General features: G+C 58.1%; 25 protein-coding genes. 11 read left to right on the top strand and 14 right to left on the bottom strand.

The genetic code is table 11. The annotated features are described in order from the left end of the window. Positions 1–32: 32 nt before the first annotated feature. The 8 genes from D9N14_RS03765 to D9N14_RS03730 form a co-directional block, all read right to left on the bottom strand. A complete protein-coding gene (locus D9N14_RS03765; protein WP_290577068.1) occupies positions 33–725 on the bottom strand; it encodes an energy transducer TonB in 693 nt (230 codons plus the stop codon). Next, positions 722–1132, bottom strand: a complete 411-nt coding sequence (locus D9N14_RS03760; RefSeq protein WP_290577066.1) for an ExbD/TolR family protein — start codon at positions 1130–1132, stop codon at positions 722–724. Before D9N14_RS03760 ends, D9N14_RS03765 begins: the two co-directional genes overlap by 4 nt. Further along, a complete protein-coding gene (locus D9N14_RS03755) occupies positions 1119–1709 on the bottom strand; it encodes a MotA/TolQ/ExbB proton channel family protein (protein ID WP_290577064.1) in 591 nt (196 codons plus the stop codon). The genes D9N14_RS03760 and D9N14_RS03755 overlap by 14 nt, the downstream gene beginning before the upstream one ends. Then, positions 1702–3117: a MotA/TolQ/ExbB proton channel family protein gene (locus D9N14_RS03750; RefSeq protein ID WP_290577062.1), complete on the bottom strand. Its 1416-nt coding sequence runs from the start codon at positions 3115–3117 to the stop codon at positions 1702–1704. The genes D9N14_RS03755 and D9N14_RS03750 overlap by 8 nt, the downstream gene beginning before the upstream one ends. Continuing rightward, positions 3114–3884: a DUF3450 domain-containing protein gene (locus tag D9N14_RS03745; protein ID WP_290577060.1), complete on the bottom strand. Its 771-nt coding sequence runs from the start codon at positions 3882–3884 to the stop codon at positions 3114–3116. Before D9N14_RS03745 ends, D9N14_RS03750 begins: the two co-directional genes overlap by 4 nt. 120 nt (positions 3885–4004) lie before the next feature. Continuing rightward, positions 4005–4772, bottom strand: coding sequence for an NAD-dependent epimerase/dehydratase family protein (locus D9N14_RS03740; RefSeq protein WP_290577058.1), 768 nt, complete (start codon positions 4770–4772; stop codon positions 4005–4007). 74 nt (positions 4773–4846) lie between these two features. Next, positions 4847–5608 carry a heme ABC transporter ATP-binding protein gene (locus D9N14_RS03735; protein ID WP_290577056.1) on the bottom strand — a complete coding sequence of 254 codons (762 nt, stop codon included), beginning with the start codon at positions 5606–5608 and terminating at the stop codon, positions 4847–4849. A 13-nt stretch (positions 5609–5621) separates the two neighbouring features. Then, complete coding sequence (locus tag D9N14_RS03730) at positions 5622–6656, bottom strand: FecCD family ABC transporter permease (RefSeq protein WP_290577054.1); 1035 nt, start codon at positions 6654–6656, stop codon at positions 5622–5624. 399 nt (positions 6657–7055) lie between these two features. Between D9N14_RS03730 and D9N14_RS03725 the strand changes: the two genes are divergently transcribed. Both D9N14_RS03725 and D9N14_RS03720 read left to right on the top strand, forming a co-directional pair. Further along, positions 7056–7370 carry a Rieske (2Fe-2S) protein gene (locus tag D9N14_RS03725; protein ID WP_290577052.1) on the top strand — a complete coding sequence of 105 codons (315 nt, stop codon included), beginning with the start codon at positions 7056–7058 and terminating at the stop codon, positions 7368–7370. 23 nt (positions 7371–7393) lie between these two features. Further along, positions 7394–8251, top strand: a complete 858-nt coding sequence (locus tag D9N14_RS03720) for a class I SAM-dependent methyltransferase (protein WP_290577050.1) — start codon at positions 7394–7396, stop codon at positions 8249–8251. Here the strand turns inward: D9N14_RS03720 and D9N14_RS03715 are convergent. Next, positions 8239–8547, bottom strand: a complete 309-nt coding sequence (locus D9N14_RS03715) for a hypothetical protein (protein WP_290577048.1) — start codon at positions 8545–8547, stop codon at positions 8239–8241. The two genes, D9N14_RS03720 and D9N14_RS03715, sit on opposite strands and share 13 nt — an antisense overlap. A 65-nt stretch (positions 8548–8612) precedes the next feature. On the opposite strand from D9N14_RS03715, the gene D9N14_RS03710 reads away from it, so the two are divergent. The 3 genes from D9N14_RS03710 (at position 8613) to D9N14_RS03700 (ending at position 11842) form a co-directional block, all read left to right on the top strand. Beyond that, the gene (locus D9N14_RS03710; RefSeq protein ID WP_290577332.1) at positions 8613–9923 is read left to right on the top strand and encodes a CmpA/NrtA family ABC transporter substrate-binding protein; all 1311 of its coding nucleotides are present in this window, start codon (positions 8613–8615) and stop codon (positions 9921–9923) included. A gap of 74 nt (positions 9924–9997) precedes the next feature. Beyond that, complete coding sequence (locus tag D9N14_RS03705) at positions 9998–11020, top strand: ABC transporter permease (protein WP_317622568.1); 1023 nt, start codon at positions 9998–10000, stop codon at positions 11018–11020. Positions 11021–11047: 27 nt separating this feature from the next. Beyond that, entirely contained in the window at positions 11048–11842 is a 795-nt protein-coding gene (locus D9N14_RS03700) for an ABC transporter ATP-binding protein (protein ID WP_290577046.1), read from the top strand. 127 nt (positions 11843–11969) lie between these two features. Here the strand turns inward: D9N14_RS03700 and D9N14_RS03695 are convergent, their stop codons facing one another. The 5 genes from D9N14_RS03695 to D9N14_RS03675 form a co-directional block, all read right to left on the bottom strand. After that, complete coding sequence (locus D9N14_RS03695; RefSeq protein ID WP_290577043.1) at positions 11970–12509, bottom strand: FMN-binding protein; 540 nt, start codon at positions 12507–12509, stop codon at positions 11970–11972. Between the two features lies 1 nt (position 12510). Next, entirely contained in the window at positions 12511–14058 is a 1548-nt protein-coding gene (locus tag D9N14_RS03690) for a lipoprotein insertase outer membrane protein LolB (RefSeq protein ID WP_290577041.1), read from the bottom strand. Positions 14059–14360: 302 nt separating this feature from the next. Then, entirely contained in the window at positions 14361–15941 is a 1581-nt protein-coding gene (locus D9N14_RS03685) for a general secretion pathway protein GspF (protein WP_290577039.1), read from the bottom strand. 10 nt (positions 15942–15951) lie between these two features. After that, positions 15952–18576, bottom strand: a complete 2625-nt coding sequence (locus D9N14_RS03680; protein ID WP_290577037.1) for a LamG domain-containing protein — start codon at positions 18574–18576, stop codon at positions 15952–15954. 61 nt (positions 18577–18637) lie between these two features. Then, complete coding sequence (locus D9N14_RS03675; protein WP_290577035.1) at positions 18638–19858, bottom strand: hypothetical protein; 1221 nt, start codon at positions 19856–19858, stop codon at positions 18638–18640. A gap of 397 nt (positions 19859–20255) precedes the next feature. Here D9N14_RS03675 and D9N14_RS03670 point away from each other — a divergent pair, with 397 nt between their 5' ends. From D9N14_RS03670 to D9N14_RS03645, 6 genes are all read left to right on the top strand, one after another. Further along, positions 20256–23084, top strand: coding sequence for a hypothetical protein (locus tag D9N14_RS03670; RefSeq protein WP_290577033.1), 2829 nt, complete (start codon positions 20256–20258; stop codon positions 23082–23084). Positions 23085–23188: 104 nt separating this feature from the next. Next, the gene (locus D9N14_RS03665) at positions 23189–23929 is read left to right on the top strand and encodes an SH3 domain-containing protein (RefSeq protein ID WP_290577031.1); all 741 of its coding nucleotides are present in this window, start codon (positions 23189–23191) and stop codon (positions 23927–23929) included. Next, the gene (locus tag D9N14_RS03660) at positions 23899–24561 is read left to right on the top strand and encodes an outer membrane beta-barrel domain-containing protein (RefSeq protein ID WP_290577029.1); all 663 of its coding nucleotides are present in this window, start codon (positions 23899–23901) and stop codon (positions 24559–24561) included. Before D9N14_RS03665 ends, D9N14_RS03660 begins: the two co-directional genes overlap by 31 nt. Before the next feature lie 58 nt (positions 24562–24619). Then, positions 24620–25138, top strand: a complete 519-nt coding sequence (locus tag D9N14_RS03655) for a TlpA disulfide reductase family protein (RefSeq protein WP_290577027.1) — start codon at positions 24620–24622, stop codon at positions 25136–25138. A gap of 11 nt (positions 25139–25149) precedes the next feature. After that, positions 25150–25401, top strand: coding sequence for a DUF4266 domain-containing protein (locus tag D9N14_RS03650; protein WP_290577025.1), 252 nt, complete (start codon positions 25150–25152; stop codon positions 25399–25401). Further along, positions 25388–26530, top strand: a complete 1143-nt coding sequence (locus D9N14_RS03645) for a DUF3570 domain-containing protein (protein ID WP_290577024.1) — start codon at positions 25388–25390, stop codon at positions 26528–26530. Before D9N14_RS03650 ends, D9N14_RS03645 begins: the two co-directional genes overlap by 14 nt. The last annotated feature ends 88 nt before the right edge of the window (positions 26531–26618 follow it).

Genomic DNA, 26618 nt, shown 5'->3' with positions numbered 1-26618 from the left:
GCTCATTCCAAACGAGTTCGTTCCAAACTGGGTCAGTCCAAATACGGACTGTTGTCCGGGTAATCGCGCCAGAACAACTGGATTTTCTGGGTCAGGATCAGTTCGCCGGCGTGGTCCAGATCGCGCATGTCGTACAGCCAGTCCTCCACCGCACGCACCACGTTTTCTTCAAAAACCCCACCGGGATGCGCGTCCAGCACTCTGACATCGGCGGTGCGACCTTCCCGGGTCAAGCGAAAGGCCACCCGTACCCAGCCATCAATTTTATGCTGCCAGGCCCGCTCCGGAATATTGGGGCGACGGGTCGCCAGAGGCACCACTTCGATGTAGCCCCGCCCCTTTTCGCCTTCCTGCAAGCCATCCCCCGACAGGGGCGCTGACCAGCCACTGTGCGGCGCGGCGATGGTGGGGGCAAAATCCCGCAGCGACGGAACCGCCACCGCGGGCAGCGGGAGTGGCGCCGCCTGCGCCTGCAGGGGCGCCGCCAACACCGGGATCAGGTCACTGGCCTGTGGCGGTGCAGACTGAGGTTCTGTAGCCGTGGAGGTTTCCACTGCGGTGTCCGGGGGCGGCTCGGCCGGCAAGTCCACTATGCGCAGTTCGGTAACGGCTTCCGCCAGCAACACCTCGACCTGATCGGAACGGACCAGCTGCAGCATAAAGCCGAACAACAACATCGACACCACCACACCCAGCAGCGCGCCCGCCAACAAACGGGGAATCACGGTGTACCCGGCCTGGCCGCAATGGCAATTTGGTCGATGCCCGCCAACCGGATCTGGTCCATTACTTTGACCAGGATGCCGGTGTCGGCCCGCTCATCGGACTGCACCACCACCGTACCCTGGGGACTCTCTGCATGCATGCGCGCCACCTTGGCTTTTAACGCCCGCACATCAATGGGCCGGCCATCGATCCAGATATCTCCGGATTCATGAATGGCGATGAGAATGTTGGCGCTCTCCTGCCGCTGGGCGGTGTCCGCCTGAGGCGTGTTCACGGCAATGCCGGATTCCTTCACGAACGAGGTGGTGACAATGAAAAAGATCAGCATGATGAACACCACATCCAGCATGGGCGTCAAGTCCAGCTCAGTGTCCTGCTCCGGCGCACGATGTCTACGGGTTGCCATGGCCTGCTCCCCCGTGACCGAAGACTGAATTGCCGGGCACTGCATTGCCAGAGCCAGCACTGCCGGAGAGCGTCAGGCTGTCGGCAAAGCGTTGCAGCCCCTGCCGGGTCCAGCGCTGCAGTTGGGCCAGCATGTACAGACCACTGATGGAGATCACCAATCCTGCCATGGTGGGCAAGGTGGCGCGGTACACACCCCGTGCCATACCCTGGGCATCGCTGGTGCCTTCCCAGGCGATCACATCAAACACCGCCACCATCCCGGTTACGGTTCCCAGCAAGCCCAACAGCGGACACAGCAGCACCAGGGTGCGCAGCAACCCTAAACACTGATTCAGGCGAATGGCCATTTCCACAATCAACCCCTCCCGCACCCGGTGGGCAAACCAGGATTGCCGATCCACGCGCTGCAACCATTGCTGCCTCAGCATCGCGCTCTGGCGGCGCGACACCCACAACAAATACAGGAGCCGTTCACCGATCAGAGTCCACATCAACACCGACACCAGCAGCAATAGCCAGATCACAGGACCACCCTGATGGGCAAAGTCGGTGAGCGCCCGCCACAATTCACTCATGGGGAGCCTCAGTGCGCTCCAGGCGCGCCGCCAGCAATCCGGCCGACTGCTCATCCAGCCGCTGCACCAGGTTGCGGGACAGGGACACCACAAAACTGTGGGAAAACAGCAGCGGGATGGCCACCACCAAACCCAGCACGGTGGTCATCAGGGCCTGGGATATGCCGCCGGCCATCAGTTTGGGGTCGCCGTTTCCAAACAGGCTAATGGATTGAAAGGTGAGGATCATGCCGGTGACCGTACCCAGCAATCCCAGCAGGGGCGCCACGGCGGCCAGCAGTTTGATAAAATTCTGGCCCCGTTCCAGCGCCGGCAGTTCCGCCAACACCATCTCGTCCAGTTTGAACTGATAGTTCTCCTGGTTCGCGGTGCGCACGCGTCCGGCCTGCAACAACACCCGCCCCAGGGGATTGCCTGCGGAAGGCGTGTGCAGTTGTTTCAACTGAGCGTTGACCCGGGCGGTGACCCACAGCAGATAGCCGATGCGCCACAGCGCGAGCAAGGCCCCCACGCCCCCCAGGGCCAATATGATGACACCGATCCAGCCCGCCTGGGCGACGCGCTCCGCCAGCGCCGGGCTGTGTCCCAACTGGCGGATCAGGGCACCGCGGGTGGGGTCCACCACCCAGGTTCTGATGGCCATACCGGGGGCGCCCGAAGGGGATGCGGCCTCCACAGTGCGCAGGTAACGCGCCGGCGGCTGCATGGCCGGGCGCAGCAATTCCTGCGTTTCCGGCAGATACTGCAGGAAACCCTCCGCGGCAAACACCGTGAACGTCCCCACCCGGGTCAGCGGGGCGGTCTGGGCGCGACCGGCACCATCCACAAACTGGCCGTCAAACTGTACCACCCTGCCCGCGGCGGTCATTTCCTCCTGGGTAATCAGCCACAGGGCTTCCAGGTCCTCCACCGTAGGCAGGTCTGCCAGGGCCGCCAGCCGCTGCAATTGTGCCGACCGCTGTGGAAACTGCAGGGACACCGGCGATTGTTGCAGACTGGCGGCGGTCTCACCGGCGATGCGGGAAAACGTGCCCTGCAGCGCGCGCAACTGTTGCCCCTGCCGGGCGATGGCGTCTTCCAGGGCGCGCACCTCAGCCGTCACCCGCTCCAGTTCCGCCTGCAGGGGTTGCAGCGATTGTTCCTGCTGCAGCTTTGCGCTGCGGGCCTGTTCCAGTTTGCGCTGCTGGTCTTTCTGCTCCGCCAGGAAACGCTGCTCGCGGGCCTGCCACTGTGCTCTCTGCTGGGCCCGCTCCTGCTTCAGCTGATCCAGCAGTTGCTGCAAGGAAGGCTGGCCGGATTGTGTATTCGCCACCACAGGCCGCGGCGCTAACAACAAAAGACTCAGCAACAGGCTCAGCAATAATCCCATTGCCAGCCCCGGCAACGTGGTGTTTAACGGCCCCATCATGGATGCCACTCCGTCACCAAAGGCAGCGGCAACAACTCGGGTGCCACCCGCCCTTGTGCCACTTTAATGCCGTCCAGGATGCCCGCCATGGCAGAGCGTGCAATCTCTTGTGGCAATGGCTGCCATTGTTGTTGCTGCGAATGCCAGAACCCCGCCTCGGAACCGTCGGGGGTCACAAAGTAAAGCGCCAGGCGCCCCACCCGCAGGCACTCCACACTGCGGGTCTCCCCCTGCCACTGAATCTGCGTGCGATAGGCTTCCAGGTTATAGCTGTAATCCAGTTCGACCTGGAAGGCTTCCATCAACAGCTGGAAACGATCCGCCAATGACAGACCGGGATCGAGAATGCGTTCCCGCAACACCAATACCGCATCAATCCGTTCCGGGTGGTGAAACGGAAGATCCGCCACCACGAACTGCTCCAGGGCCTGCACCATGCTCAACAGCAGGGGGGCGAGTCGCTTTTCCGTCACCTGAATTTGATCCAGCGTTTGTTGCAATTGCTGTTGCCTGCCCTGCTGCTGCTCCAACGCCAGTAACAGTTGCTGCTTGCGGGTTGCGTAGAAGTCGCTGTCCAGCATCAACTGCTGGTATTCCTCCAGCAGGCTCTGGGTTTTGGCCGCCAGCGAGTCTACTGTCTTCTGGGAAGCCGCACCCTGGTCGTTGATCTCGCGGGCGACCTGCAGGCTTTCATCCAGCGTGCCTGCCATGGCCGGCAGCACCAGACTGCACACACTCCACACCAGTAATGCAGACAGATACCTCATACTTTCTCCCATTAATCTGATCCCTCCAACACACGGTCATTCAAAAAATAGTACAACACACCAAGGGAGGGAAATCGAAAGGGTCGAGGAGGCCACCTTAACCCCGCTGCATGACCGGTGTCAGGCCGGTGTCGCACTGTCAAAATAAGTGGGAATCTCGTCATTGGTCACCAGCACCCGCGGCGCTTTGTGTGGTGACAAGGCAAAGCGCACCGCAGCGGCGGCCAACACCTCCACATCAATCACCGGGCAGACCTGCTGCAACACTTTATACATGGGTTGCAGCGGCAGAGAAATCTTCAGCCAGGTGGGTAAACCGGGCACCGTCCTGCGGGTACCGGACACAAACCCCGCCCGCAGGCAGACAGCGTTACCCAGATTGTCCGCATCCCCCTGAATGCAGCTTTCGATTCTGCTTTTCCCTTCGTAGTAACCGGGAATCAGGCGCGGAAACGGATACCACCAATCGTCCATATTGGAGCGATCCCGGGTCATCACCACGAACTTTTCCGCGCCGATGGACTTGCTGATGGTGTAGGCATGGATGTTGGCATCACCACAGGTGCGCACCATGTTCTGATTGGACCAGGGTGTGATGGCACCCACGCAGGAGATACAGGCACGAATCCGATAGTGTTGTGACACCGGCTGCAACGCCTCCAGGACCGTGTGCGGTGCCAGCAGATCGCCCTGCAAAAAGTGAAGACGCGGGGTTTGGTAGGTGGGATTGGATTGCACCCAGGCCGGTGCCACTCCGGTTCGGCTCACCACAAAAAGGTGGCAGTGCGGGTCCCGCGACAGGGCCTGCGCCAACACCGCCGTGCCCACAAAACCGGTGCCACCGAACACGATGAGTGCAGAAGGCAAAGTGCTGGATTGGGTAGGCATGGAGTCCCTCTTTTTTTATTATGTCTGTCCGGGCTTAAGCATACACAGTGAGGGTCGGGTCTAACAATGGAATCCTAGCTCACCACCAACGGACACCCATACAACGGATGCTCAATCACCTGCGCCTTCACATTAAAAACACACTCAATCAAATCCGGGCGCATGACCTCATCCGGGCTGCCCACCGCCACCGGCTGACCGTTGTGCAGCATCATAATGCGGTCGGCAAAACGGGCTGCCAGATTCAGGTCATGCACGATTACCAGCACGGTCACGGCTTTACCGCAAACGTCCCGTATCAGGCGCATCAAATCCAACTGGTGCGCCAGATCCAATGCCGAAGTCGGCTCATCCAGCAACAGCAGACGCCGCCCCAGGGCAACCGGCTGCCAGATTTGCGTCAGCACCCTGGCCAACTGCACCCGCTGCCGCTCACCTCCGGACAGAGCGGTGTAGTGGCGCTGTGCCAGATGCTGCACGTCACAGACCGTCATCACCTCCTCCACAATGGCGGCGTCGACTTCGCGCCCCGTGGCGTGGGGCATGCGCCCCATCAAAATCACATCACGGGCCGCAAACGGAAAGCTCAGACTGGAGCTCTGCGGCATGACCGCACGCACCTGGGCCAGTTGAGCGAGGGACCATTTGGCCAGGGGCGTGCCGTCAAACATCACCTGTCCGGCACTGGGCGCCCATTCACCGGACAACAGGCGAAACAAGGTGCTCTTGCCGGCCCCGTTGGGCCCCACCACGGCCATGCACTCCCCTTCCAGTACGTGCAGGTCGGTCGGCTGCAACAGGGTGCGACCGGCTGCTCGGAAACTCAGGCCCGTCATCTGTAACACCGGTTCAGACCCCATACATCTGCCCCCTGCGCCGCTGCACCACCAGGAACAGGAAGAAAGGCGCACCCAGAGCTGCGGTCAACACCCCCACCGGCAACTCCAGGGGCTCCACCACCAAACGCGCCGCCAGATCCGCCAGACTCAGCAACGCTGCCCCCAGCAACGCCGAACCGGTCAGCAGCCAGCGATGGTCCGGCCCCAGCATCAGACGCACAATATGCGGCACCACCAGGCCCACAAACCCAATCACCCCCACTGAGGCCACCGACACCCCCACGGCCAATGCCGCCAGGATGATGACCCTCCGCCGCAGTCGCTCCACCTGAATCCCCAGGTGACGGGCCTCCGATTCTCCCAGCAACAGCGCGTTCAAGCCTTTCCAGAGAAAAGGAATCATCAGCAGGGACAAGAGGGCAAAGGGCGCCACCCAGCTCACTTTCTGCCAGGACGCCACATTGAAGCTGCCCATCAGCCAGTACACCAGATTACGCAGGCGGACGTCCTCGGCGGTGGTGGCCAGGTAACTGATGCAGGCACTGGTCATGGCATTGATGGCCACACCGGCCAACAACATGGTGGCCACCGAGGTCCCCAATGGGCCCACCCCCAGGCGATAAACCAGCGCCGTCACCAGGGCGCCCCCCATGAAGGCAAACAGGGGCAGGTTCCAATCCGGGGCAAACCAACTCCAGGAGCCACCCAGAACAATGGCCAGCGCCGCGCCCACTGCAGCCCCGCCAGACACCCCGATCAAGCTGGGGTCTGCCAATGGATTGCGGAACAACCCCTGTACCATGGCACCGGACATGGCAAGACAGGCCCCCACCAGGATGCTCAGGCACACCCTCGGCATCCGGATCTGCCAGATCACCATGTCGGCGGTGCCAGTCACCACGTCTCCGCTCAACCGCCCCAGCAGCACCTCCACCAGGGAACCGGTTGCCACCGTCATGGAACCCAGGGACAACGACAGGATGAAACTTCCCAATAGCAACAGCAGCAACAGACAGTGGAAGGCCAGCGGCCTGGTTTGGAACATAGCAGCGAGGTCACGTACAAAAATGAGCTGGGTATTATAAGGAGGCGGGATTCGCAGGGCCATGAATAAAAAACCGGGGGCCGAAGCCCCCGGTAATCGCACCACGAACAGTTGTGAAGGCCGTTTGGTGTTTTTAGTTTCAGCACCATTCAGGTGTAGAGAGGAGAGAGGGGCCATGACAGGCGCTGAGCCATTCAATCCAAACGTGTTCTTCACAACACGGAAACAATGATAATAATTATCATTTGCGAATGCAACACATTTTCGAAAAATAAATCGTATACAGATAGTTTACTCTCATTATGGTATCTTGCTTCCCATCTTTGGCGTTTCCAGTTGACCGCCGTTCGATCGACAAACATAGACTCAGATACAGATACAAACACAGAGAGGTAAGCCATGACAGTCCTGTGCCAGGTACACGAAATAGAAGAGGATTCCGCCCGCGGTTTTGATGTGGATGGCCGATCCGTATTGGCGGTGAAAAAAGACGGCCGGATTTACGTCTACGTTAATTCCTGCCCCCACATCGGCATTCCCCTGGAGTTCCAGCCAGATGAGTTCCTGGATATGGAGAAACGCTTTATCCAATGCGCCAACCACGGCGCCCTGTTTGAAATCGAAACCGGTGACTGCATTGCCGGCCCCTGCAGCGGACAGGCCTTGACCGCCGCCCCCTTTGAAATTGATGGCGATACGCTTCGCCTGATCTAGGCCCCGCTTAAAGGAGATGCCCGATGGATTCCACCGGAATCAGCTTCACTGCCCTGTTTACCGGGCATGTCTGGTACGAACATGGTATGTCGGCCCGGTTCTTCACCTCCCCCAAAGGGCGGCTATTGCACCGTGCCGCCCAACCGGTGGAAGCGGCCGGGCGCAAACTGCTGGGCATCACGGTGGAGGACATGCTGCTGCAGCGGCACCACATTATCGACCACCTGATCCAGCAACGGGTAACCCGGGACGGCGTCACGCAAATTCTGGAGATCGCCTGCGGCTATTCCCCGCGCGGCTATAAACTGTCCCGCAAGTATCCGCAGCTGAGCTACGTCGAAGCCGATTTACCCCATATGGCACTGCGCAAACGCACCTTGCTGCAACAACACCGAGGCTTCGGGCCCCAACACCAGGTGGTTGCCTGCGACGTGTTCGCCCAAGGCAAGCCGCTGGGCCTGGATTACATTTTCACAGAGGTGCTGGACCCAAAGCGCCCCACCCTGATCATCACCGAAGGGCTGGTGAACTACTTCAGTCTGCAGGACATCAGCCAGGTCTGGAGCCAATTGGCCAGCCTGGGCCAGGTCTTTCCCAAAGCCTGGTATCTCACCGATTTGGTGCCCAAGCCGGATTACACCGGCAAAACCCTGGTCAATGCCGCCACCAAGATGCTGTCCCTTGCTACCCGTGCCAGCGTCAATCTGCACTTCAATGGGCCGGCCGACATCAAACAGGGAATGCACCAATGCGGCTTCCATGAAGTGGCCGTGTATCAACCGGAGCAATTCCGCGACCAGCTCCCGATTCCCCTGCCCCCGGCAAAAAGCCCCATTAACAGCATCGTCCGGGTGCTGGAATGCCAAATTCACCCAGGCTGAGGCTTTTCGTACCATAAAAGAGCACAAATCAAAAAATGGGCCTGATTGTGGCCCATTTTTGTTTCGTCACCAATTGGTAACACCGCAGCAAGCAGCTTTCCATTGGTGCACACCCCCAAAATAATCGCCCCATCTTGAATCAAAAAACCGGATACCCCCCACCCAACCCTCACATTCCAACCATTTAGCGAACTTGGCATACAAGTTGAAACCTCAAGATGCAGGAGCTTCGGTACTTCATTAATTCGGACCATTTTCGCAATTGGAGTTAGCAATGAGAAAATCAGGAAAGACATGGCTGCAGGCATTTTCCCTGAAGTCTATTGCCAAAAGCATTTTGATTGGGGCTGCCGCCACCGGCATGATGACCGCGCCGGTTCACGCAGAAGAGCTGGAACTGGAAAAGGAAGATCTGAAATTCGGTTTCATCAAACTGACCGACATGGCACCACTGGCCATTGCCTATGAAAAAGGTTACTTCGAAGACGAAGGCCTGTACGTCACTCTGGAAGCCCAGGCCAACTGGAAAATTCTGCTGGACCGCGTGATCACCGGCGAACTGGACGGTGCCCACATGCTGGCCGGCCAACCGCTGGGCGCCACCATCGGTTTCGGTACCCAGGCGCACATCATCACCGCCTTCAGCATGGACTTGAATGGTAACGGCATCACCATGTCCAACGCCGTGTGGGAAGAAATGAAGAAGCACGTTCCCCACAAGGACGGCAAACCCGTCCACCCCATCAAGGCCGACTACCTGAAACCCGTTGTAGAAAAATACAAAGCCGAAGGCAAACCCTTCAAGATGGGTATGGTGTTCCCGGTTTCCACTCACAACTATGAGCTGCGTTACTGGCTGGCGGCCGGCGGTATTCATCCCGGCTATTACAACCCCACCAAAGGCGACACGTCCGGCACCCTGCAAGCCGACGCCCTGTTGTCGGTTACACCGCCACCCCAGATGCCAGCCACCCTCGAAGCCGGCACCATCTACGGCTATTGCGTAGGCGAGCCCTGGAACCAGCAAGCAGTATTTAAAGGCATTGGCGTGCCGGTCATCACCGACTATGAGATCTGGAAAGACAACCCCGAGAAAGTGTTCGGTGTTTCCAAGAAATGGGCTGACGCCAACCCCAACACACACCTGGCAGTAGTAAAAGCCATGATCCGCGCGGCCAAGTGGCTGGATGAAGAGAACAACAAAAACCGCAAAGAGGCTGTGAAGATTTTGTCGCAACCCAACTACGTGGGCGCGGATTATGAAGTAATTGCCAACAGCATGACCGGCACCTTTGAATATGAGAAAGGCGACAAACGCTCTCTGCCGGACTTCAACGTGTTCTTCCGCTACTACGCCACCTATCCCTACTACAGCGATGCCGTCTGGTACCTGACACAAATGCGTCGTTGGGGTCAGATTCCAGAGCACAAGCCCGACAGCTGGTACATGGAAACAGCGAAGAAAGTGTATCGCCCGGACATCTACATGCAAGCTGCCAAACTGCTGGTGAAAGAAGGCAAAATGTCCGCCGCCGATTTCCCCGCCGATGATGAAGACGGCTTCCGCGCACCGCAATCCGAATTCATCGACAACATTACATTTGACGGTACCAAGCCCAATGAATACTTATCCAAGTTCCCCATTGGCTTGAAAGAATCCGACAAGCTTTAAGTCACCCTTTTAAGTCACCCCTCGCCGGAGCCAGTGCAGTACGGCTCCGGCACCCTTGTAAGGAGGCACATGCAATGACTGCTCGGGTAATGAATCTGTTTGAATCCATTGGTTTTTCCTGGCTGGTGTCTATCATGAAGTTATTTACACTGCAAAATCCCAAAGAACAGATCGAGAATCTCCTTCGCACCTTAGGCGTGCCTCTGTTTGCATTCGCTGTGTTTCTTGGCATATGGCACGCCGGCGCCTCGCAGATCGAGACCAGTCTCGGGAAAGTACCGGGCCCGGTTGCGGTTTGGGACCAAACGGTAGGGCTGTGGGAAGAGCACAAAGCAGAACGCCTGAAAGAAGCCGCATTCTATGAGCGCCAGGAAGAACGCAACGCCAAGAAGCTGGCGAAAAACCCGGACGCCAAAATCAAGATACGGGATTACACCGGTAAGCCCACCTACATCGACCAGATTTTTACCAGCCTGAAAACGGTTTTCGCCGGATTTCTGCTGGCCAGCGCCATCGCAATCCCACTGGGCATCATTTGCGGTCTGAGCAATACCATGTACACCGCCATGAACCCCATCATTCAACTGTTCAAGCCGGTATCGCCCCTGGCCTGGCTGCCCATCGTGACCCTGGTGGTCAGTGCCCTGTACGTGAGCGATGATCCGGTGTTCGCCAAGTCTTTCGTCAACTCGGCCATCACCGTCACCCTGTGCTGCCTGTGGCCCACCCTGATCAACACCATCGTCGGGGTATCCTCACTGGACAACGATCTGGTGAACGTCTCCAAAGTACTGCGCCTGAACTGGTGGACCAAAATCACCAAGATTGTGCTGCCCTCTTCCGTGCCCATGATCTTCACCGGGTTGCGCCTGTCATTGGGTGTGGGCTGGATGGTATTGATCGCCGCAGAGATGCTGGCGCAAAACCCCGGCCTGGGCAAATTCGTCTGGGATGAGTTCCAGAACGGCAGCTCCCAATCACTGGGCCGCATCATGGTTGCAGTGCTCACCATCGGCTTTATCGGCTTCCTGCTGGACCGACTGATGCTGTCACTGCAGAAATCTTTCTCCTGGGATAAAGACGCCATCGTGCGTTAATCCGGATGCACAAACGAGGACTGAATCATGCAAGGCTATCTCACCATTGAACAAGTGCACATGGATTTCGACACCCCCAAGGGCACCTTCAAGGCACTGGACAACGTGACCCTGAAAATCGATAAGGGCGAATTTGTATCCCTCATCGGGCACTCTGGTTGTGGCAAGTCCACCGTACTGAATATCGTGGCCGGGCTGCTGGTATCCACCCAGGGCAGCGTATTACTGGACGGCAAAGAAGTGAACGAACCTGGCCCGGAACGGGCGGTGGTATTCCAGAACCATTCCCTGCTGCCCTGGCTCACTGCCTATCAAAACGTGGAGCTGGCGGTGAAGCAGGTGTTCAAGAACAGCATGAGCAAAAAAGAGATGGACGAGTGGATCAAGCACAACCTGCATCTGGTGCACATGGACCACGCCATGAACAAACGCCCCGGCGAGATCTCCGGTGGCATGAAGCAGCGGGTGGGGATTGCCCGGGCCCTGGCCATGAAACCCAAAGTGTTGCTGATGGATGAGCCTTTCGGTGCACTGGACGCATTGACCCGCGCCCACCTGCAGGACTCCGTCATGGAAATTCAGGCGGAGTTGAACAACACCGTAATCATGATCACCCACGACGTGGATGAGGCGGTGCTGTTATCCGATCGCATCGTGATGATGACCAACGGTCCGGCCGCCACCATTGGTGAGATTCTGGAAATTGATTTGCCACGCCCCCGCCATCGCCTGGAGCTGGCGGACGACAGCAAGTACAACCATTATCGGGCAGAGGTACTGCGCTTCCTGCACGAGCGCCACTCCAACCCCAACGCGGCGTAACGATTACGATTTGGTGTTCTCCGAACCGCAAACGCAACCAAAATGCACTTTCTGGTTGCGTTTGTTTTTTTCTGAACGGATGTAAAATCGGAGGATTTTTCAGGAAAGGAATAACAAAAAAATCAGATCAGTGTTGAGCCACCTGATCAGGTTGCACCAGACGATGTAACACCAGCGCCAGCTCAGCCACCTTGGTCACCGCATTCACCGACAGGGTTGCCCCCGTAATACCATCAATGGATTTCGACAAGCCTTCACCCTGCAGCCGTACATTGGCAAACTGACGGGTAAAGTACTCTTCGTGCACCTCACCGCCCCGCTCTTCCCGATACACCAGGATTTTAATGTCAACGATGGCATCGTTTTCCACCACCACACCCATGGTGATGGGCTGGTCTTTGCCGATCTCATCAATGATCCAGGCGGTGCGGGTACCCTGATACCAGTAACGGATGCGGCCCGCCGGATAGGGGTGGGAAAGTATCTCTTTGATTTGCTTTTTCAGGTCGCGATTCAGCCGCAACATTTTCCAACCTGGCTCGTCGGCAAATGCCTGCGCCAGGAAATCCTCTTTGCTCAGGTGCTGAATCTGTGGAATCCCCAGCGCCCAGGCACCGGAGATTCCAACAGACATGGCGAGTACGAAACCGAATACTGCTCGTTTCACGTTAGTTCACCAGACGTTCTACACCGGCAGCCTCGATCACCTTGCGCTGATACCAACCGACCCGCTCACCCCGCAGGCGGGCCTGCGCCTCGTGATAAACCGGGTTCACGCTGACCGAATCCGGCATCAGCCAGTTGTACAGTTTGGAAGAAGGCTTGATCCAACCGTAATAGTTAATGGAGTACCACAAACCGTAATCCATGTCGTATTGCTCGCGAATGGGCGCCGGCAGGTTGATGGACGTCGTCACTTCCTGTACCCAGAGCGGCAGTGCCAGTATCCCGCCCTGATTAAACAGGTCTTCCTTCAGCAATTTGGCATTGTCGGTCACGGTCAACTGCGGACTGTGGACCATGGTCTCCACATAGTCTTCAAATGCAGTCCAGTTCGGTGGGTTCGCACTCTCAGGTATGCCGAAAATCATATTGAACAGCTTGATCTCTTCATAGAATTGATCCTGCTCAGCCGGGGTCAGGGGCTCCTCGTATTCCTCATACATTTTTGCCAGCGTATCCCACAGGGTGGCCGACACCCAGATCATGGCCGAGACTTCGTTCGCACCGTAATGGCTGCCTTCCTTGAACGCCCCTGCCTGATAGGGAATCTGCCCCTCGATAGCATTGTGAATCTTGTGCACCGTATTGGCCGCTTCCATTACCTGGGGCATGCTGCCGTAAACAATGGTGGAGATGTAAATGAAGGTGCGGCGGGCGCGCTCCAGTGGGTCATAGCGCACGATGGAATGCTCATCAATCCCGGCAGTGATCCAGGGGTGCGCGGTCTGCAGCAACAAGGCGCGACCGGCGCCCATGGCGGCAGGTGTCACCCGGGAGGTGAGGCGCCACATCATGGAATCCGGGCCGTAGAGGCCAATGCGGGCATCCGGTATGGAGCCGTGCACTTTATAGAGTTGTTTGCAGAAATCCTGATCGTTGATCCAGCGTGGCAGGGGCGCCTCCCCGTTGCGGGGGACCAGGTGGTCGATAGTCGCACCATAATGCTGGCCAGGGTGTGAATCCGCATGGGAAGTCACCGCCTCCACATCGAAATCCGTTGGGCAGGGCGTGCTGAGATATCCGGTTTCCGCCCGGACCAACTCCATTTCCACTTTGGTTTTCTGCTTTTTCAGGGAGATCTTGTCCGGGATCCGATAACGGCCCACTTCCATGTAGTTGTCGTATTCGATATCCCAATTGGCTTCTTTGATCTGCTCCACCCGGTCTTCCTCGGTGGTGATTTTTGCGTCGCCACCCGCAGGCAGAGCCCGCAGCCAGAAGCTCAGGTTGTCCATGGGCAGGTTTTCCCGCACTGCGTTGGCCAACTCCCGGGCCTCGGGGTCTTTCACTTCCAGGGCGACATCCGGCTCCCCTTCATAGCCGGAAATAACGGCCTTGGCTTCCCCCACCGGGGAATCGGGGCGCAGCGACAGCTGGTATTCACCATCCACCTGCCGGTATTCGAACCAGGTCTTTTGTTTTCCAGAGCCATTCTTGATGGAAACCTGCCCTTCGACAGACCACTCGTTGAGGCTTTCCGGGTCAGCGGGCACAAATTCTTTTTTTGGTAATATCGAAGAGCATCCCTGCAAGATCACACCAGATAGGAGCAAACAGGGCAATGCGAGAGATCGAAGGGCTTGCATAGAGCCACCTCCACAGGTAGGTACATCAGTTCTATTTGTTATACCTGGCCCATCCTAGCGACTACGAGACATTATTTCAATATTGTCCCAGGAAAAGAAATTTAGCCGCTCTGTTAAGGAAAGTAACTGACCCCGGGGAATGAAAAAGGCCGGTACACAAAGTACCGGCCCGGTGTTTGCCCTGGCCCGATGCCTACTCAGCTCAACACCTAATTGATGGTGCCATCCACAATACGATCAAACACCACCAGGCTGTCACGCATACTGGCATTCCCCAGGCCATGGCTGGGGAAATAACCGGAATTGGTGAACAGGTTCTGTTCTCCATGCAGTGCCATGTAGTTCAGTACCACCGTCTCCACCAGCAGGTTGGGGTTGTTGGCCGCAGGGCTGGAAGCCGTCTCCACGGAACCATCCGCCCGGAACCAGCCAATCTGGCGACCCGCCACATTGCCGGTCATGGCCGCCCGACCATTAGGGTTGTAGACCAGGAAGAAAGACGCCGCCGTGGAAGAGTTATCCCCCGTCCACACGCCTTTGCCACGACCGTTCATGGACTCGTCAATCATGCCGTTACTGGCCACGGAGCCATCACTGAACACGTAAAGGAACAGCGGTACACCCACCCGATGGGCATACTCAATACAGGCCCCCATGCAGCGCCCGGCCCGCAGGTCACGAACCTCGCCCGTGGAACGATCACCGGTGTGATAATCAAAACCGCCCATGGTGACGGTGCCGGCGCCAGCAAAGCCGTTCACCACCAGCTTCATCACTGAAGCAGTTTTGCGGAATTCTCCGTCGGAGAATTCACCGGAGCTGAAGATGCCCGCCGGGCCGACGATATCCGGGTCACCTTCCGGGTTGAGGGTGGCCGGGTTGCCGTAACGATCCGCCAAATCCGCACTCTTCACATAGCCACAACGGATCAGGTCCTCGATTACCGCTTCCCGGGTCACAATGCCCTGGTTCGCCAGTTTCTGGTCGCTGATGCGGGCAATGGATTCCATCACACTGACCACGTCAGACTGGTCCAGCAAGCCCACCAGCTTCCCAGTGTCCACCAACCCGGTGACGTCGCTGGGGCGGTCCACCTTGGTGGGACGGATACCCGGATCGATCATCATGGCCGGGGCCATGGAGTTGCCACCGGATTCCGAGCTGCGGGAACCGATCAGGGTGAGCAGCTCACCATCGGCACCCGCGCGGCCAATGCCGTACATGGGGTTATGGGGGTTATTGCCGGTATCGTTCTCGGAACGCGCCGGAATCACTGCGCCGTCCACATTAGCCAGAGCCGCCGCCGAGGCTTTCTCGCGAATGCCCCGACCGAAGGCGCTGTCGGTGTGGAACAGCAAGCCCATGGTGGTATCGATAAAGTCACTGACGCTGGTGTCCGGGTTCATGATGCTGGGCACCATATCCCCAGGCAGTCCCATTTTGTTGTAACCGGCGGTGCTGATGAAATCCTCCTGACCACCGCGCTGCCCTACCAATACGTTGGAGCCGGCAATATTGGCGCCACCGGCCAGGTCAAAGCAGATGAAGGGGATTTTTCCGGCGCCCTGTACAGTGATGCCACAGCCATCCCGCAGGGTGGCAATGTCTCCGGACAACGCCGCATACGCCGCTTTGGGGTTGGCAAACAACCCCATGATCCCCGGTCCCAGCACACTGGCGGCACCGGTCATCATGCCCTGGCGAATAAAGTCGCGGCGGGTCTTGGGGCGTTCGTGGTCGGCATACAACAGCGGGGTATTGGGGTCTAAAGTATTTGGTTTCTTTTTCATGTCACTACCCTCACTGTACCAGTACGGCGGCCGAGCCAAGCGCGGCGGCACAGGTTGCTTTAACGATTTTCTGAGTTACATCAGCGCCTTCTCCGCTGTGGCGATCCACCGCCAGTAAGGTAATCAGATTATCCAGTTCCGTTTTCATATCCAGCTCGTTGGGCTGCGATCCCAGACCGGTACCCACTGCTTTGGCGTACAGCGGATCAATGATGGCATCGCGCTCCACCGAACTGTCAAAGGCCGGCGTTACACCCAGGTTGAAATTTCCAAAGGCCGGGAAGAACGCGGTACGCAGGGCGGTGTCATCCACCAGCTCACTGCAGTACTCAATGGCCATCTGGGCAATCGCCATCTGATGGGACGACAGGAACGTCTCCGCTGAGGTGGTGGTGGGCAACTGCTGCTTCACCGTTTCATAGGTGGACACCACATTGCTGTTGGTGACCGGCACCCCGGTGATTTTGGACATAGACGCATTGATCTCGGCAAAGTTGCGCATGCCCACATCCGGCTCCTGCGCTGACACTGCCGGAGCCGAGGGACTGACCACAGCCTCCACCCGCACGTCGCTGTAGCTACCAATCTGCTCAAAGGTCAGGAAGAACTCATCGGAGTTGGAACCGCCTTCCAGCGGCAGGATGGTACCGATGCTGGACAGGGGTTGCCCCTCTTCTTCGCTGTAGAGTGATGCTTCCAACGTGGTTTGCAGCTTGGCATAGGCCTGGCCTACAGCCGGTTCCTTACCATTAATGCCCACCCGCATGCCTTGCAGTGGAATGCCACTGAAGCTGGCCGGCGTGGCACTGGAATCGGTGCCGTTGGCTCGAATGCGATACAGGAACGGATCGCTGAACAGGTAACTGTAGCTGTCAAAGATCGCTGCCTCGAACACCACATAGCTGTCGAAGCCGTCATCGATGCCCGTCAGATCATCACAGTTGTTGCTGGCATCGCAATGCTCCAGCTTGAACAGCAGGTAGTATTTTTCACCCACACCAGCGTCAAAGTTGGTGGTGATCTCCTCCTGGTTGAGTGCACGGTCATAGATCGCGGCAAAGCGGATAATGCCCTCCCACGGGTGCTCACCGGAGGCCTCATTACCCATGATGAAGACAAAGCTGTCATCCCAGCCACTGAGGCTACCGACAGATGAGGGATCTTCATCACCGGTGAAGACGCCGTTCACGTAGATGCGGCGACCGTTAATGGGGTCAAAGGTCATCACCACATGCTGCAGGGTGGCCTGCAGGCGCTCGTCGTCGTCCGCCGTGGACAGGGCCGGCTGGCCATTGCCATCGGTACTGGAGCTGCGGTGCAGGAAATCGTAGTTATACAAGGTCTGGCCCAGAGTGAAGTTACGGCTGCTGTTACCATCAGAATAGGTCATGATGCGGGCCGGGCCTTCCTGGGTTACGTTGGCCGGAGCCACCCAGGCTTCCAGGGAATAGGCATTGCTGGAGCGGATGCGATTGGCCAGTTTACGGCTGGAGACGATGCTGGCCTGGGCCTTGCCGCCCGCCAGGAACTGGATACCGTTACCGCCCACCCAGTTGTAATTGCCATCCAGATCCAGGTTCATGGCCGGGTCCACGCCGCTCTTGTCCAGAATCAACGTGCCGTCCCCTTCCGAGAACTCCCACATGGCAATGGCTCCGGTATCCACCCGGCCGCCACCGCTGGCCAGAATGCCATCCCGCTCCAGAATCAGGGCGCGACTGGTGAGCCAGTTTTCAGGCACTTCACTGGGCGATGGAATCGCGGCTTCAAACAGCTTGATCGCGTTCAGCATCTCCTGGGCATTGGCCATGCAGTCCTCGCCACAGTTATGGAACTCACTGCGCTGGCGTACCACAAAGCGGGACAGAGCCTCGGCCAGGGGGCGATCCTGCACACCGTCTTCAATGTCGATTTTGCTGCGGGACAGGTCATAGGCTTCGTAAATGTCATCGCTGGTGAAGAACGGCTGCTGAGCCGTCACCGCATCGGCGCGATGGCAGCTATCGCAGTTGTAATCCGAGAACAGCGGATAGATGTACGTCTGGAACGCGGTGACCGCTGCATCGTAGCCATCGGTGCCGGATACCGGCAATTGCTTGGTCACGGTAATGACGTGGGCATCCGGTGCCGACAGCTGAATTTCGGTGCTGCTGGAGCTCACCCCATTCAACCAACGGTCGATGAAATCCGTCATCTCGGAGGCACAGGCCGCCGGGCTCGACAACCAGCAGGCCTGCTGGTGGTTGGCCGCAGCGTATTCCACGAACTTGGAATCCCCGGGATTGTTGCGGTTGATGTGGTTGCGGGCCGCATTGTAAGCGGCATCCACATCACTGCTGTTGAGGAAGAACGGTGCCTGGGTGCTGTTGTGACAGCCTCCGCAATCCTTGGTACGCAGTTCATCATAGAAGAACTGCTTGAAGCGGCAGACTTCGGCGATGGTATCCGCATCGGAATAGCTGTGACCGCACTGGGCGCCGGTATAGGGACTGTCATCCACCACCACCGTATTGCCGTCACCACCCAAGCCGTTGTTGTACTGGGCGTTGGTTTCAGTAGAGGCACCGCCGCCACAGCCGGCCAGCACCAACATCAGGGATGCCAGCAGCGGCATCAACCCGTTTCTTAATTTCATTTCGCTAAACACATTCATTTTAATTCTCCACAGTATCCTGTTAGGCCTGTACAACCGGGGCTCAGTCGCCGCGACAGTAAACTGCGGCATCGGTGAACGCAGTCTGCAGGTTGTAGTTGCTGGCTTCTAAGTTGGTCACCATGGACGACACTTGCGAGTGATCCGCACTGGTGGTGGGCTCGTGCAAGCAAACGGTCTGGAATACCTGTTTGACCTGGCATTCCGCAAAGGCTTCAGAGTGGGACAGTTCCATCCCCATGGACTTGGCGCCGGAACCGCTGCCGGGTAATCCGGCATCCCAGCCCAGGGCTGAGTTGGGGCCTTCGCGCCAGTAGTTGATCCAGTCATTGTTGGGTGTGGAGTAACCGTAACGGAAGTTGTCCGCGTTGATGTGGTATTTGGGCTGAACCGTGTTGGCCGTGTATTGCAGGCGGCCTTCTTCAGTCCCTTCTTCACCGGTCCAGTTGTAATAGGCGAAGGCCTGGGCCAGCGGGTCCATGCCCGCGTGGCAACCCACGCAGCGGTTGAGGAAGATGCGGCTGTCACCGCCGGGGCTGCGCGAGACATCCTGCCGAATCCGGTCTGGCGTGCGGGTGGTATCCTGCACCTGTTCCAGATCCCGGCACATAAAGTTCATCAGGGTGAAGCGGAACATGGCCCGGTTGGTCCCCGCCACAAAATAGGCTTTGGCGGCGGCCCGGGTGGTCATCACCCCGGCGGTGGCGTTGGAATCCAGCCCGGTCACGCTGGACTGGCTGGTGCGCTGCAGCACACTCTCGCTGCCCAGGTTCGCCCCGCTGTCTTCCAGGGCGGCATAGTGGTCGTTATTGTCGTTGGAATAGGCCGGCAACCCGCCGGACACACCCACGTACAAAACGTCATCGTAGAGGACCTTTCGAAAATCATCACCATCCCGCACCAGCCCAATCACCGTCGCGGTGAAGTCGTTCAGGTCGGCGAACATGGTCTGTTCTTCATTGGTCCAGGGGGTCACCATGTTCTTCAGGGTTACGTTGTAAAACCCGGAAGACGCCAACGCCAACTCCGCCGCGGCTTTGGCTTCCGCCTCACCGTCAGTGATGTCGTCGTCGTTCACGTCCATGATGGCCAGCATGGCGGTCAGTTCAGTGTCTGTAGGAGGCACGCCGGCAATGCGGTCGTACATTCGCTTGGCTTGATCCCGCGCCCCGGCCTGAGCCAGGCTTCCGGTGGTGGCCAGCGCCACTCCCAGAATCACAGCACTGACGCTCAGCGCACGGTTTACTTTTCTCGTTATTAACATGGTTCTACACCTATCATTCCTGGCTAATCCAAACTGCGACAGCGCCTACAGACCATATCCATCAAGCTAAGCATTGTAATTGTAGTACTGGCTGATTATTAGACAAACGGGCCGTTTTGACGGCTTAGTGTTGTTGTTGACCGTGTTGCCTTCAACCATATTTACTTAGAGCGACGCAGATTTTCGGATGCTACAGACTCAGTTTAAACAGCACACAGGCGGATAATGCGTGACCGGTATCGCAAACTGACAATTCGTGAGCAGCGGAATAACCACATTGTGAATCAGTCCAAATTTAGAGCACCTTGGAACGTGCAAAACTTTGCATACTAAGAGAAGACACCGGCGTGATGACCGGCGCACAGCGCAGCGGCACCACTCACTTTGGAATAAAAAAATGAATTGTGATTACTTTATTCAACGAAACCTGGTCAGGTCCCTGCTGATGGCACTGCTGGGTGGGATTGCGCTGGCCGGATGCGGCAGCGATGACAAACTGCCGGGCGGCACCAACCCGGGGGACCAGGATCCTTTGTCCGAGGGCACTCCGCTGTTCTACATCGAACGCCAGATTTCCGAAGACACCACCAGCCTGACCGACCCATTGGAATTTGTGGGGGGTGGCCGCCTCATCATGAAAGCCCGTGCCGACCGCAATGCAAAAGAGGTTAACCTGGGGCAGCGCGCCTGTTCCGGCAACTGCGATTTCCGTGACCTGGATGTCTCCTTTGATGGCCGCTTTGTGATCTTCGCTGCGCGGGCGGAAGACCCTGAGCCGGACGACAATGTTCAATACACCTGGGACCTGTTCGAGTACGACATCGAAGAGGACTCCATGCGCAAAGTTATCGCCACCGATGACAGCTCCAAGTTCAACCACGAAATCACCCCACGCTATTTGCCTTCCGGGGACATTGTGTTCGCCTCCACGCGCCAGAAGTCCACCCGCGAAATCAACCTGGAAACCGCCAACGGTGGCGCCTACTCCGGGCTGGAAGAGGATCGCAACGAACGCGCCCTGAACCTGCACGTGATGTCGGCCAGCGGCCAGAACATCCGCCAGATCACCTTCAACATGAGTCACGATGCATATCCGGTGGTGCTGCCCGATGGCAGCATCCTCTACACGCGCTGGGACAATTTTGGCCGCAACGCCATGAACCTGTACCGGGTGAATCCGGATGGCACCGGCAGCCAGATCATCTATGGCATGCACAGCCACGACACCGGCAGCGGCGGCTCCGATCTGCAGTTTGTGAAATCCAACATCCTCCCCGACGGGGATCTGTTTGTGCTGGCGCGCCCCATGGACAGCGACTTTTATGGCGGTGATTTCATGTCGATTGATATCGGCGCCTACGTGGACAACACCACCCCCACAGCCCGCACCAATGGCAGTGGCCCTGCCCAGCAGAGCATCACCGACACCAACGTGAACACCGGGGCACAGTATTCCACCGGTGGCTACTACGCGGACTTCCATCCCCTGTGGGACGGCACCAATCGGGCCCTGGCCAGCTGGAGCCTGTGCCGGGTGCAAAACAGGGAGCTGATCCAGCCCTGCAACAGCGACACCATGAACGCCAGTGGCGCCCGACCGGCAGAGCCCGCCTACGGCATCTGGATGCTGGACTATTCCGAAGACACCCAAACCCCCATCATTCCCGGCCGCTCCGGTGTAGTGATCACCGACGTGGCCCTGGGCTATGATCGCACCGCACCGCTCACCTTCTTTGATGAACAGCCGTTTGAAAGCAACAACTGCCTGAGCGCCAATTTCAAGCTGGGTGCCACCACCCAGACCGAGATGTGCGCGGGCCAGGAAGGGGTGATCCACATCCGCAACATTTATGAAACCGATGGCCTGCTGAGCTTTGCCGGCACCGACATGAGCGGCACCTATGCCGACGTTGCCAACCCGACCACCACCGACGCGGACAGTCGCCCCGCCCGCTTCCTGCGCATTGTCAAAGGCGTACCGGAACCGGACCGGGACATCCGCCAGCCGGACGGTGCCGCCTTCGGCCGGGCCGGCGCCCAGCGCATGAAGGAAATTCTCGGCTACGCCCCCATTGAGCCCGATGGTTCAGTGAAGGTGCGGGTGCCTGCCAACGTGCCACTGATGGTGAGCATCACCGACGCCGACGGCAAGCGCCTCACCGCCCGTCATCAGAACTGGCTCAGTGTACGCCCCGGTGAGATCCTGGAGTGTAAAGGTTGCCATACCCGCAACAGCACCGAACCCCACGGCCGCTTCTATGCCCAGCCGGACACCACCAACCCGGGTGCAACCAACGGCAGTACCTACCCCGGCGCCACCACTGAGGTATTGTCACCCTACTCTTACACGGTGAGCGGCGAGATCCTGAACGCCACCATGGCGGAGGCAAAATTCTATTACGTGGAAAACCAGATGAACTCCTCCGCCCAGGACATCATCAAACTGAACCAGGATCCGCGCTTCACCTTTACCTGGCTCAGCGATGACGACCCCGGCACCCCGCTCACGGAAACCGATATGGAGCTGGAAAGCAGCAGCGTGGACCGGTTGGCGGCCGCCCCCTGGTACAGCAACCTGCCCACCTACGTGGCCGGTGGCTACAATCTGCCCACCAATAATCATTGCGCCAACTGGAACTACCGCTGCCGCATCCGCATCAACTACCCCAACCACATCCAGCCCCTGTGGGAGTTCACCCGCACCCTCACCATACCAGCCAGCCTGGGGGGCGACGGCATGACCGCCACCCCCACCGAGTGCACCACCTGTCACAGCCGTGTGGATGCCATGGCAGCCCCACAAGTGCCGGCCGGCCAGCTGGAACTGACCAGCGAAGTGGACACCGGCATCCGCATGCGCTCCTATGAGGAGCTGTTTTTTGCGGATATTACCCAGGAAATTAACGACGAAAACTCGCTGCAGGATATTGTCTGCACCGAACAAGTGGAGCAACCGGTGCTGGATGGCGACGGTAACCCCACCTTTGACGACGATGGCAATCCGATCACTGAAATTGTGGACGTTCCCGTTCAGTGTCCCGCCACCGAAGGCCCCTACGTCTCCGCCAACGGCGCCTTCGCCAGCAGCCGGTTCTTTAACCTGTTCGCCCCGGGAGCCAGTCATGAGGACTTTCTGACCCCGGCGGAATTGCGGCTGATCGCCGAGTGGCTGGACATTGGCGGGCAGTACTATAATGACCTCTTTGCCGCGCCGGAAGCCAACTGAGAATGCATTGCGGTGGGTAGCTGCTCCCACCGCAATGCTATAGAATGGCGACAAAACAAGACCTTAGAACCTCCCGACAATAAAGAAGGCGTCCCACCCACAACATGACTGTACGGATTCTATTAAGTATTTTAATCCTGTTTTGCGCGGGCGCCGGGCACGTACAGGCGGCAGAATACCCTTCCGTCAAAGTGGCGGAGCCCTATCTGGATCTGCGCACCGGCCCTGGCCGTGGCTACCCCAAGACCCAGATTGTGGAACGGGGGGACTGGGTGGAAGTCATGATGCGACGCACCGACTGGATCAAAGTACGCACCCGCAAAGGCTTTGAAGGCTGGGCGCACCAGGATGACATGGCCAAAACCCTGGACCCGGACGGCGAACCCACCCAGATCAGCACGGTAGGGGAAGGCGAGTTTGTGCACCGGCGCTGGGAAGTGGGCTTCAAGGTGGGCACCTTCGCCGGGGCCCGCACCAGCGACGCCTACCTGGGCTACTATTTCACCGACAACCTGTCAGCGGAAGTGACCGTGGGGGAAGCCTTCGGCACCAGCGTGGACTTCCAGTTCCTGAACCTGAGCCTGACCCACCAGCCCTGGCCCCAGTGGCGCTATTCCCCCTACATCACCCTGGGCGGTGGTGCCAAGCAGACCAGCTATGCCAGCACCGAAGTACAACTCAGCAGTCGTACCGATCAAACCCTGCACGCGGGCCTGGGGCTGCGCGTGTACCTGACCCGGCAACTGATGGCCCGGGCGGAGTATCGCAATACCGTGATACTCACCGACCAAGAACAAAACGAAGAGAGTGACGAATGGACAATCGGTTTATCCGCCTTTTTCTGAGCGCAGTGGTATTGGCGATGGGCACCACCGGGGCTGTCTTCGCAGAGGAGCAAAGCATCCTGGAGGACCCTCCGGTGATCGATCCCAATGTGGTGCGCCTGGGCCTGAAAGACGCCGACATTGACGATGAGAATTTCGAGGTGGGGGCGTTCATCGGCTTCATGAGCGTGGAGCATTTCGGCACCCACGAGGTGTACGGTATCCGCGGCGCCTGGCACGTTAACGAAGACCTGTTCTTTGAAGCCAACTACGGCATGACCAGCGTGGACCAAACCCCGGCGGAATACGCTGCCGGCGACTTCAACCTGTTCACCGACGATGATCGGGATTTCATTTATTACAACCTCTCCCTGGGCTTCAACATTCTGCCCGGCGAAGTCTTCATGACCAGCGACTGGGCCTTCAACTCATCGTTCTATTTGCTGGCCGGGGGCGGCACAGTGGACTTCCTGGGTGAAAAGGAGTTCGCCCTCAATATTGGAATGGGATTAAGGGTGGTGGCCACCGATTCGCTGGCCCTGCACCTGACGTTCCAGGACATCATGACCGACAAACTAAAACAATTGAGCGACGGCAGTGACGGCTCTGCACACAACATGCAGTACAGCGCCAGCCTGACGTACTTTTTCTGACATCCAGTAGGCAATGGGGCTCCCTATACCGTATTAGGCATACCATATGAGGCATACCATGATGACGAGACGCAACCTGATCCGCTGGATAGCAGCCGCAATGATGATTCCCGGTCTGTTGGTGACTTCCGCAAGCTTTGCCAAAACCGAGCCACTGAGTGGCGCCGCACCGGACTTCACCCTGCCCCTGGCGGGCAAGAAAAAACTCAAGTTGTCGCAACTGCAGGGCAATGTGGTCATGATCAACTTCTGGGCCTCCTGGTGCGGGCCCTGCCGTGAAGAAATGCCGTTGATCGAAGACCTGTTCCAGAAATACAAAAAACTGGGCTTCGTCGTCTATGGCGTGAACGTGGACGCCAACCCCCAGGATGCCCAGGCCCTGCTCAAAGAAAGCGGCGTCAGCTTCCCGGTGGGCTATGACACCAAGAACAAGGTGAGCCAACTGTATTCCGTTGACTCCATGCCCAGTACCGTGATGGTGGACCGCAAAGGCAACATGCGGTTTCTGCATCGCGGCTACAAGCCCGGTTATGAGAAAGATTACGAGAAACAGATTCGTCAACTGATTCGCGAGTGATGCTGAACACCATGCCTGCACGTCGTCGTATAAAACATTCCCACCTGTATCCCCTGCTGGCATTGCTGGGGCTGCTGATCCTGTCCGGCTGCAGCCCCATCAAGCCCTGGGTCAAACCCTATGAGCGCAACAACCTGGCCGATCCCATCATGAGTTTCAGCATGGACCCGGTGGAAGCCGGTTACATGCATCACGTGTATCAGGCCCGTGAGGCGGCTCGGGGCGCAGAAGGCGGCGGTGGAGGCGGTTGTGGCTGTAACTAAACCCCTGGGCCTGCTGGTCTGCATCAGCCTGTTACTGAGCGCGCTCACCCCGGCCCGGGCAGCGGTGCTGCCTGAGGACCGTGCCGATGTGATGTACCACAGCTACGATGGTGGCGGCGTCAAAATCGACGGCCCGGCGGTGCTGGTGCGCAAGAGCGTCACCGACGATGTCTCCGTCAGTGCCCAGTATTATGTGGACGAAATTTCCGGGGCGTCCATCGACGTGGAGGTGCTGGCCAGTGAATACGCCGAGGAGCGCACCCAGTATGACGTGGGCGCCGACTACCTGCTGAATAAAACCATCATCAGCCTGGGCTACTCCAACAGTACCGAAAACGATTACGAGGCGGATACCTATTCCCTCGGCATCAGCCAGGACTTTTTCGGGGATCTGAGCACCCTGAGCCTGAGCTTTGCCCTGGGCAATGACACGGTAAAGAAAAGCACCGACCCCTTGTTCGAAGAGGACAAAACCACCCAGTCCTATCAGTTCAGCTGGACCCAGGTGATGACCAAAAACCTGCTGATGAACTTCATCTATCACGTCATCACCGACGAAGGCTATCTCAACAACCCCTACCGTTCCTACCGGTTTATGAACAATGGCTCGGTGGGCTGGCTGACAGAGAAATACCCGGAAACCCGCACCAGTCACGCCTTTGCGGTGCGCGGTCGCTACTTTATGCCCTACCGGGCAGCGTTCGGCTTCGAATATCGACGCTTTAACGATACCTGGGGCATCAATGCCTACAACATGGACCTGAGCTACACCCATCCTTGGGGCGAGCATTGGATCTTCGATGTGCACTATCGCTATTACTCCCAGAGTGATGCGGATTTCTATTCCGACCTCTTCCCCAGCGCCGACTTCCAGAATTACATGGGGCGGGACAAGGAGCTCAGCACCTTCACCAACAACACCATCGGCTTTAAAGTCAGCTATGAGATCGACACTGGCTGGAGCCATGACTGGCTGGAGAAAGCCTCAGTGACCCTGGCCTGGGACATTCTGAGCCTGGACTACGAGAACTTCCACGACGCGCGCCGGGATGACCTTCCCCCCGGCACGGAGCCGCTGTACAACTTTGATGCAGATGTAGTCCGATTCTTCATATCAGCGTGGTTTTAAATACCGATACCCTATAACACAAGGGTTTTAGCGCTCACCAAGCTGACAGTTCAGTACCGACGACATACACTGATTCATTAAATGGAAT

Source organism: Ketobacter sp., assembly GCF_003671495.1.
GTDB lineage: Bacteria > Pseudomonadota > Gammaproteobacteria > Pseudomonadales > Ketobacteraceae > Ketobacter.
Note: the sequence above shows the minus strand (reverse complement) of the source record. Positions and strands in the feature narration are given on the sequence as shown.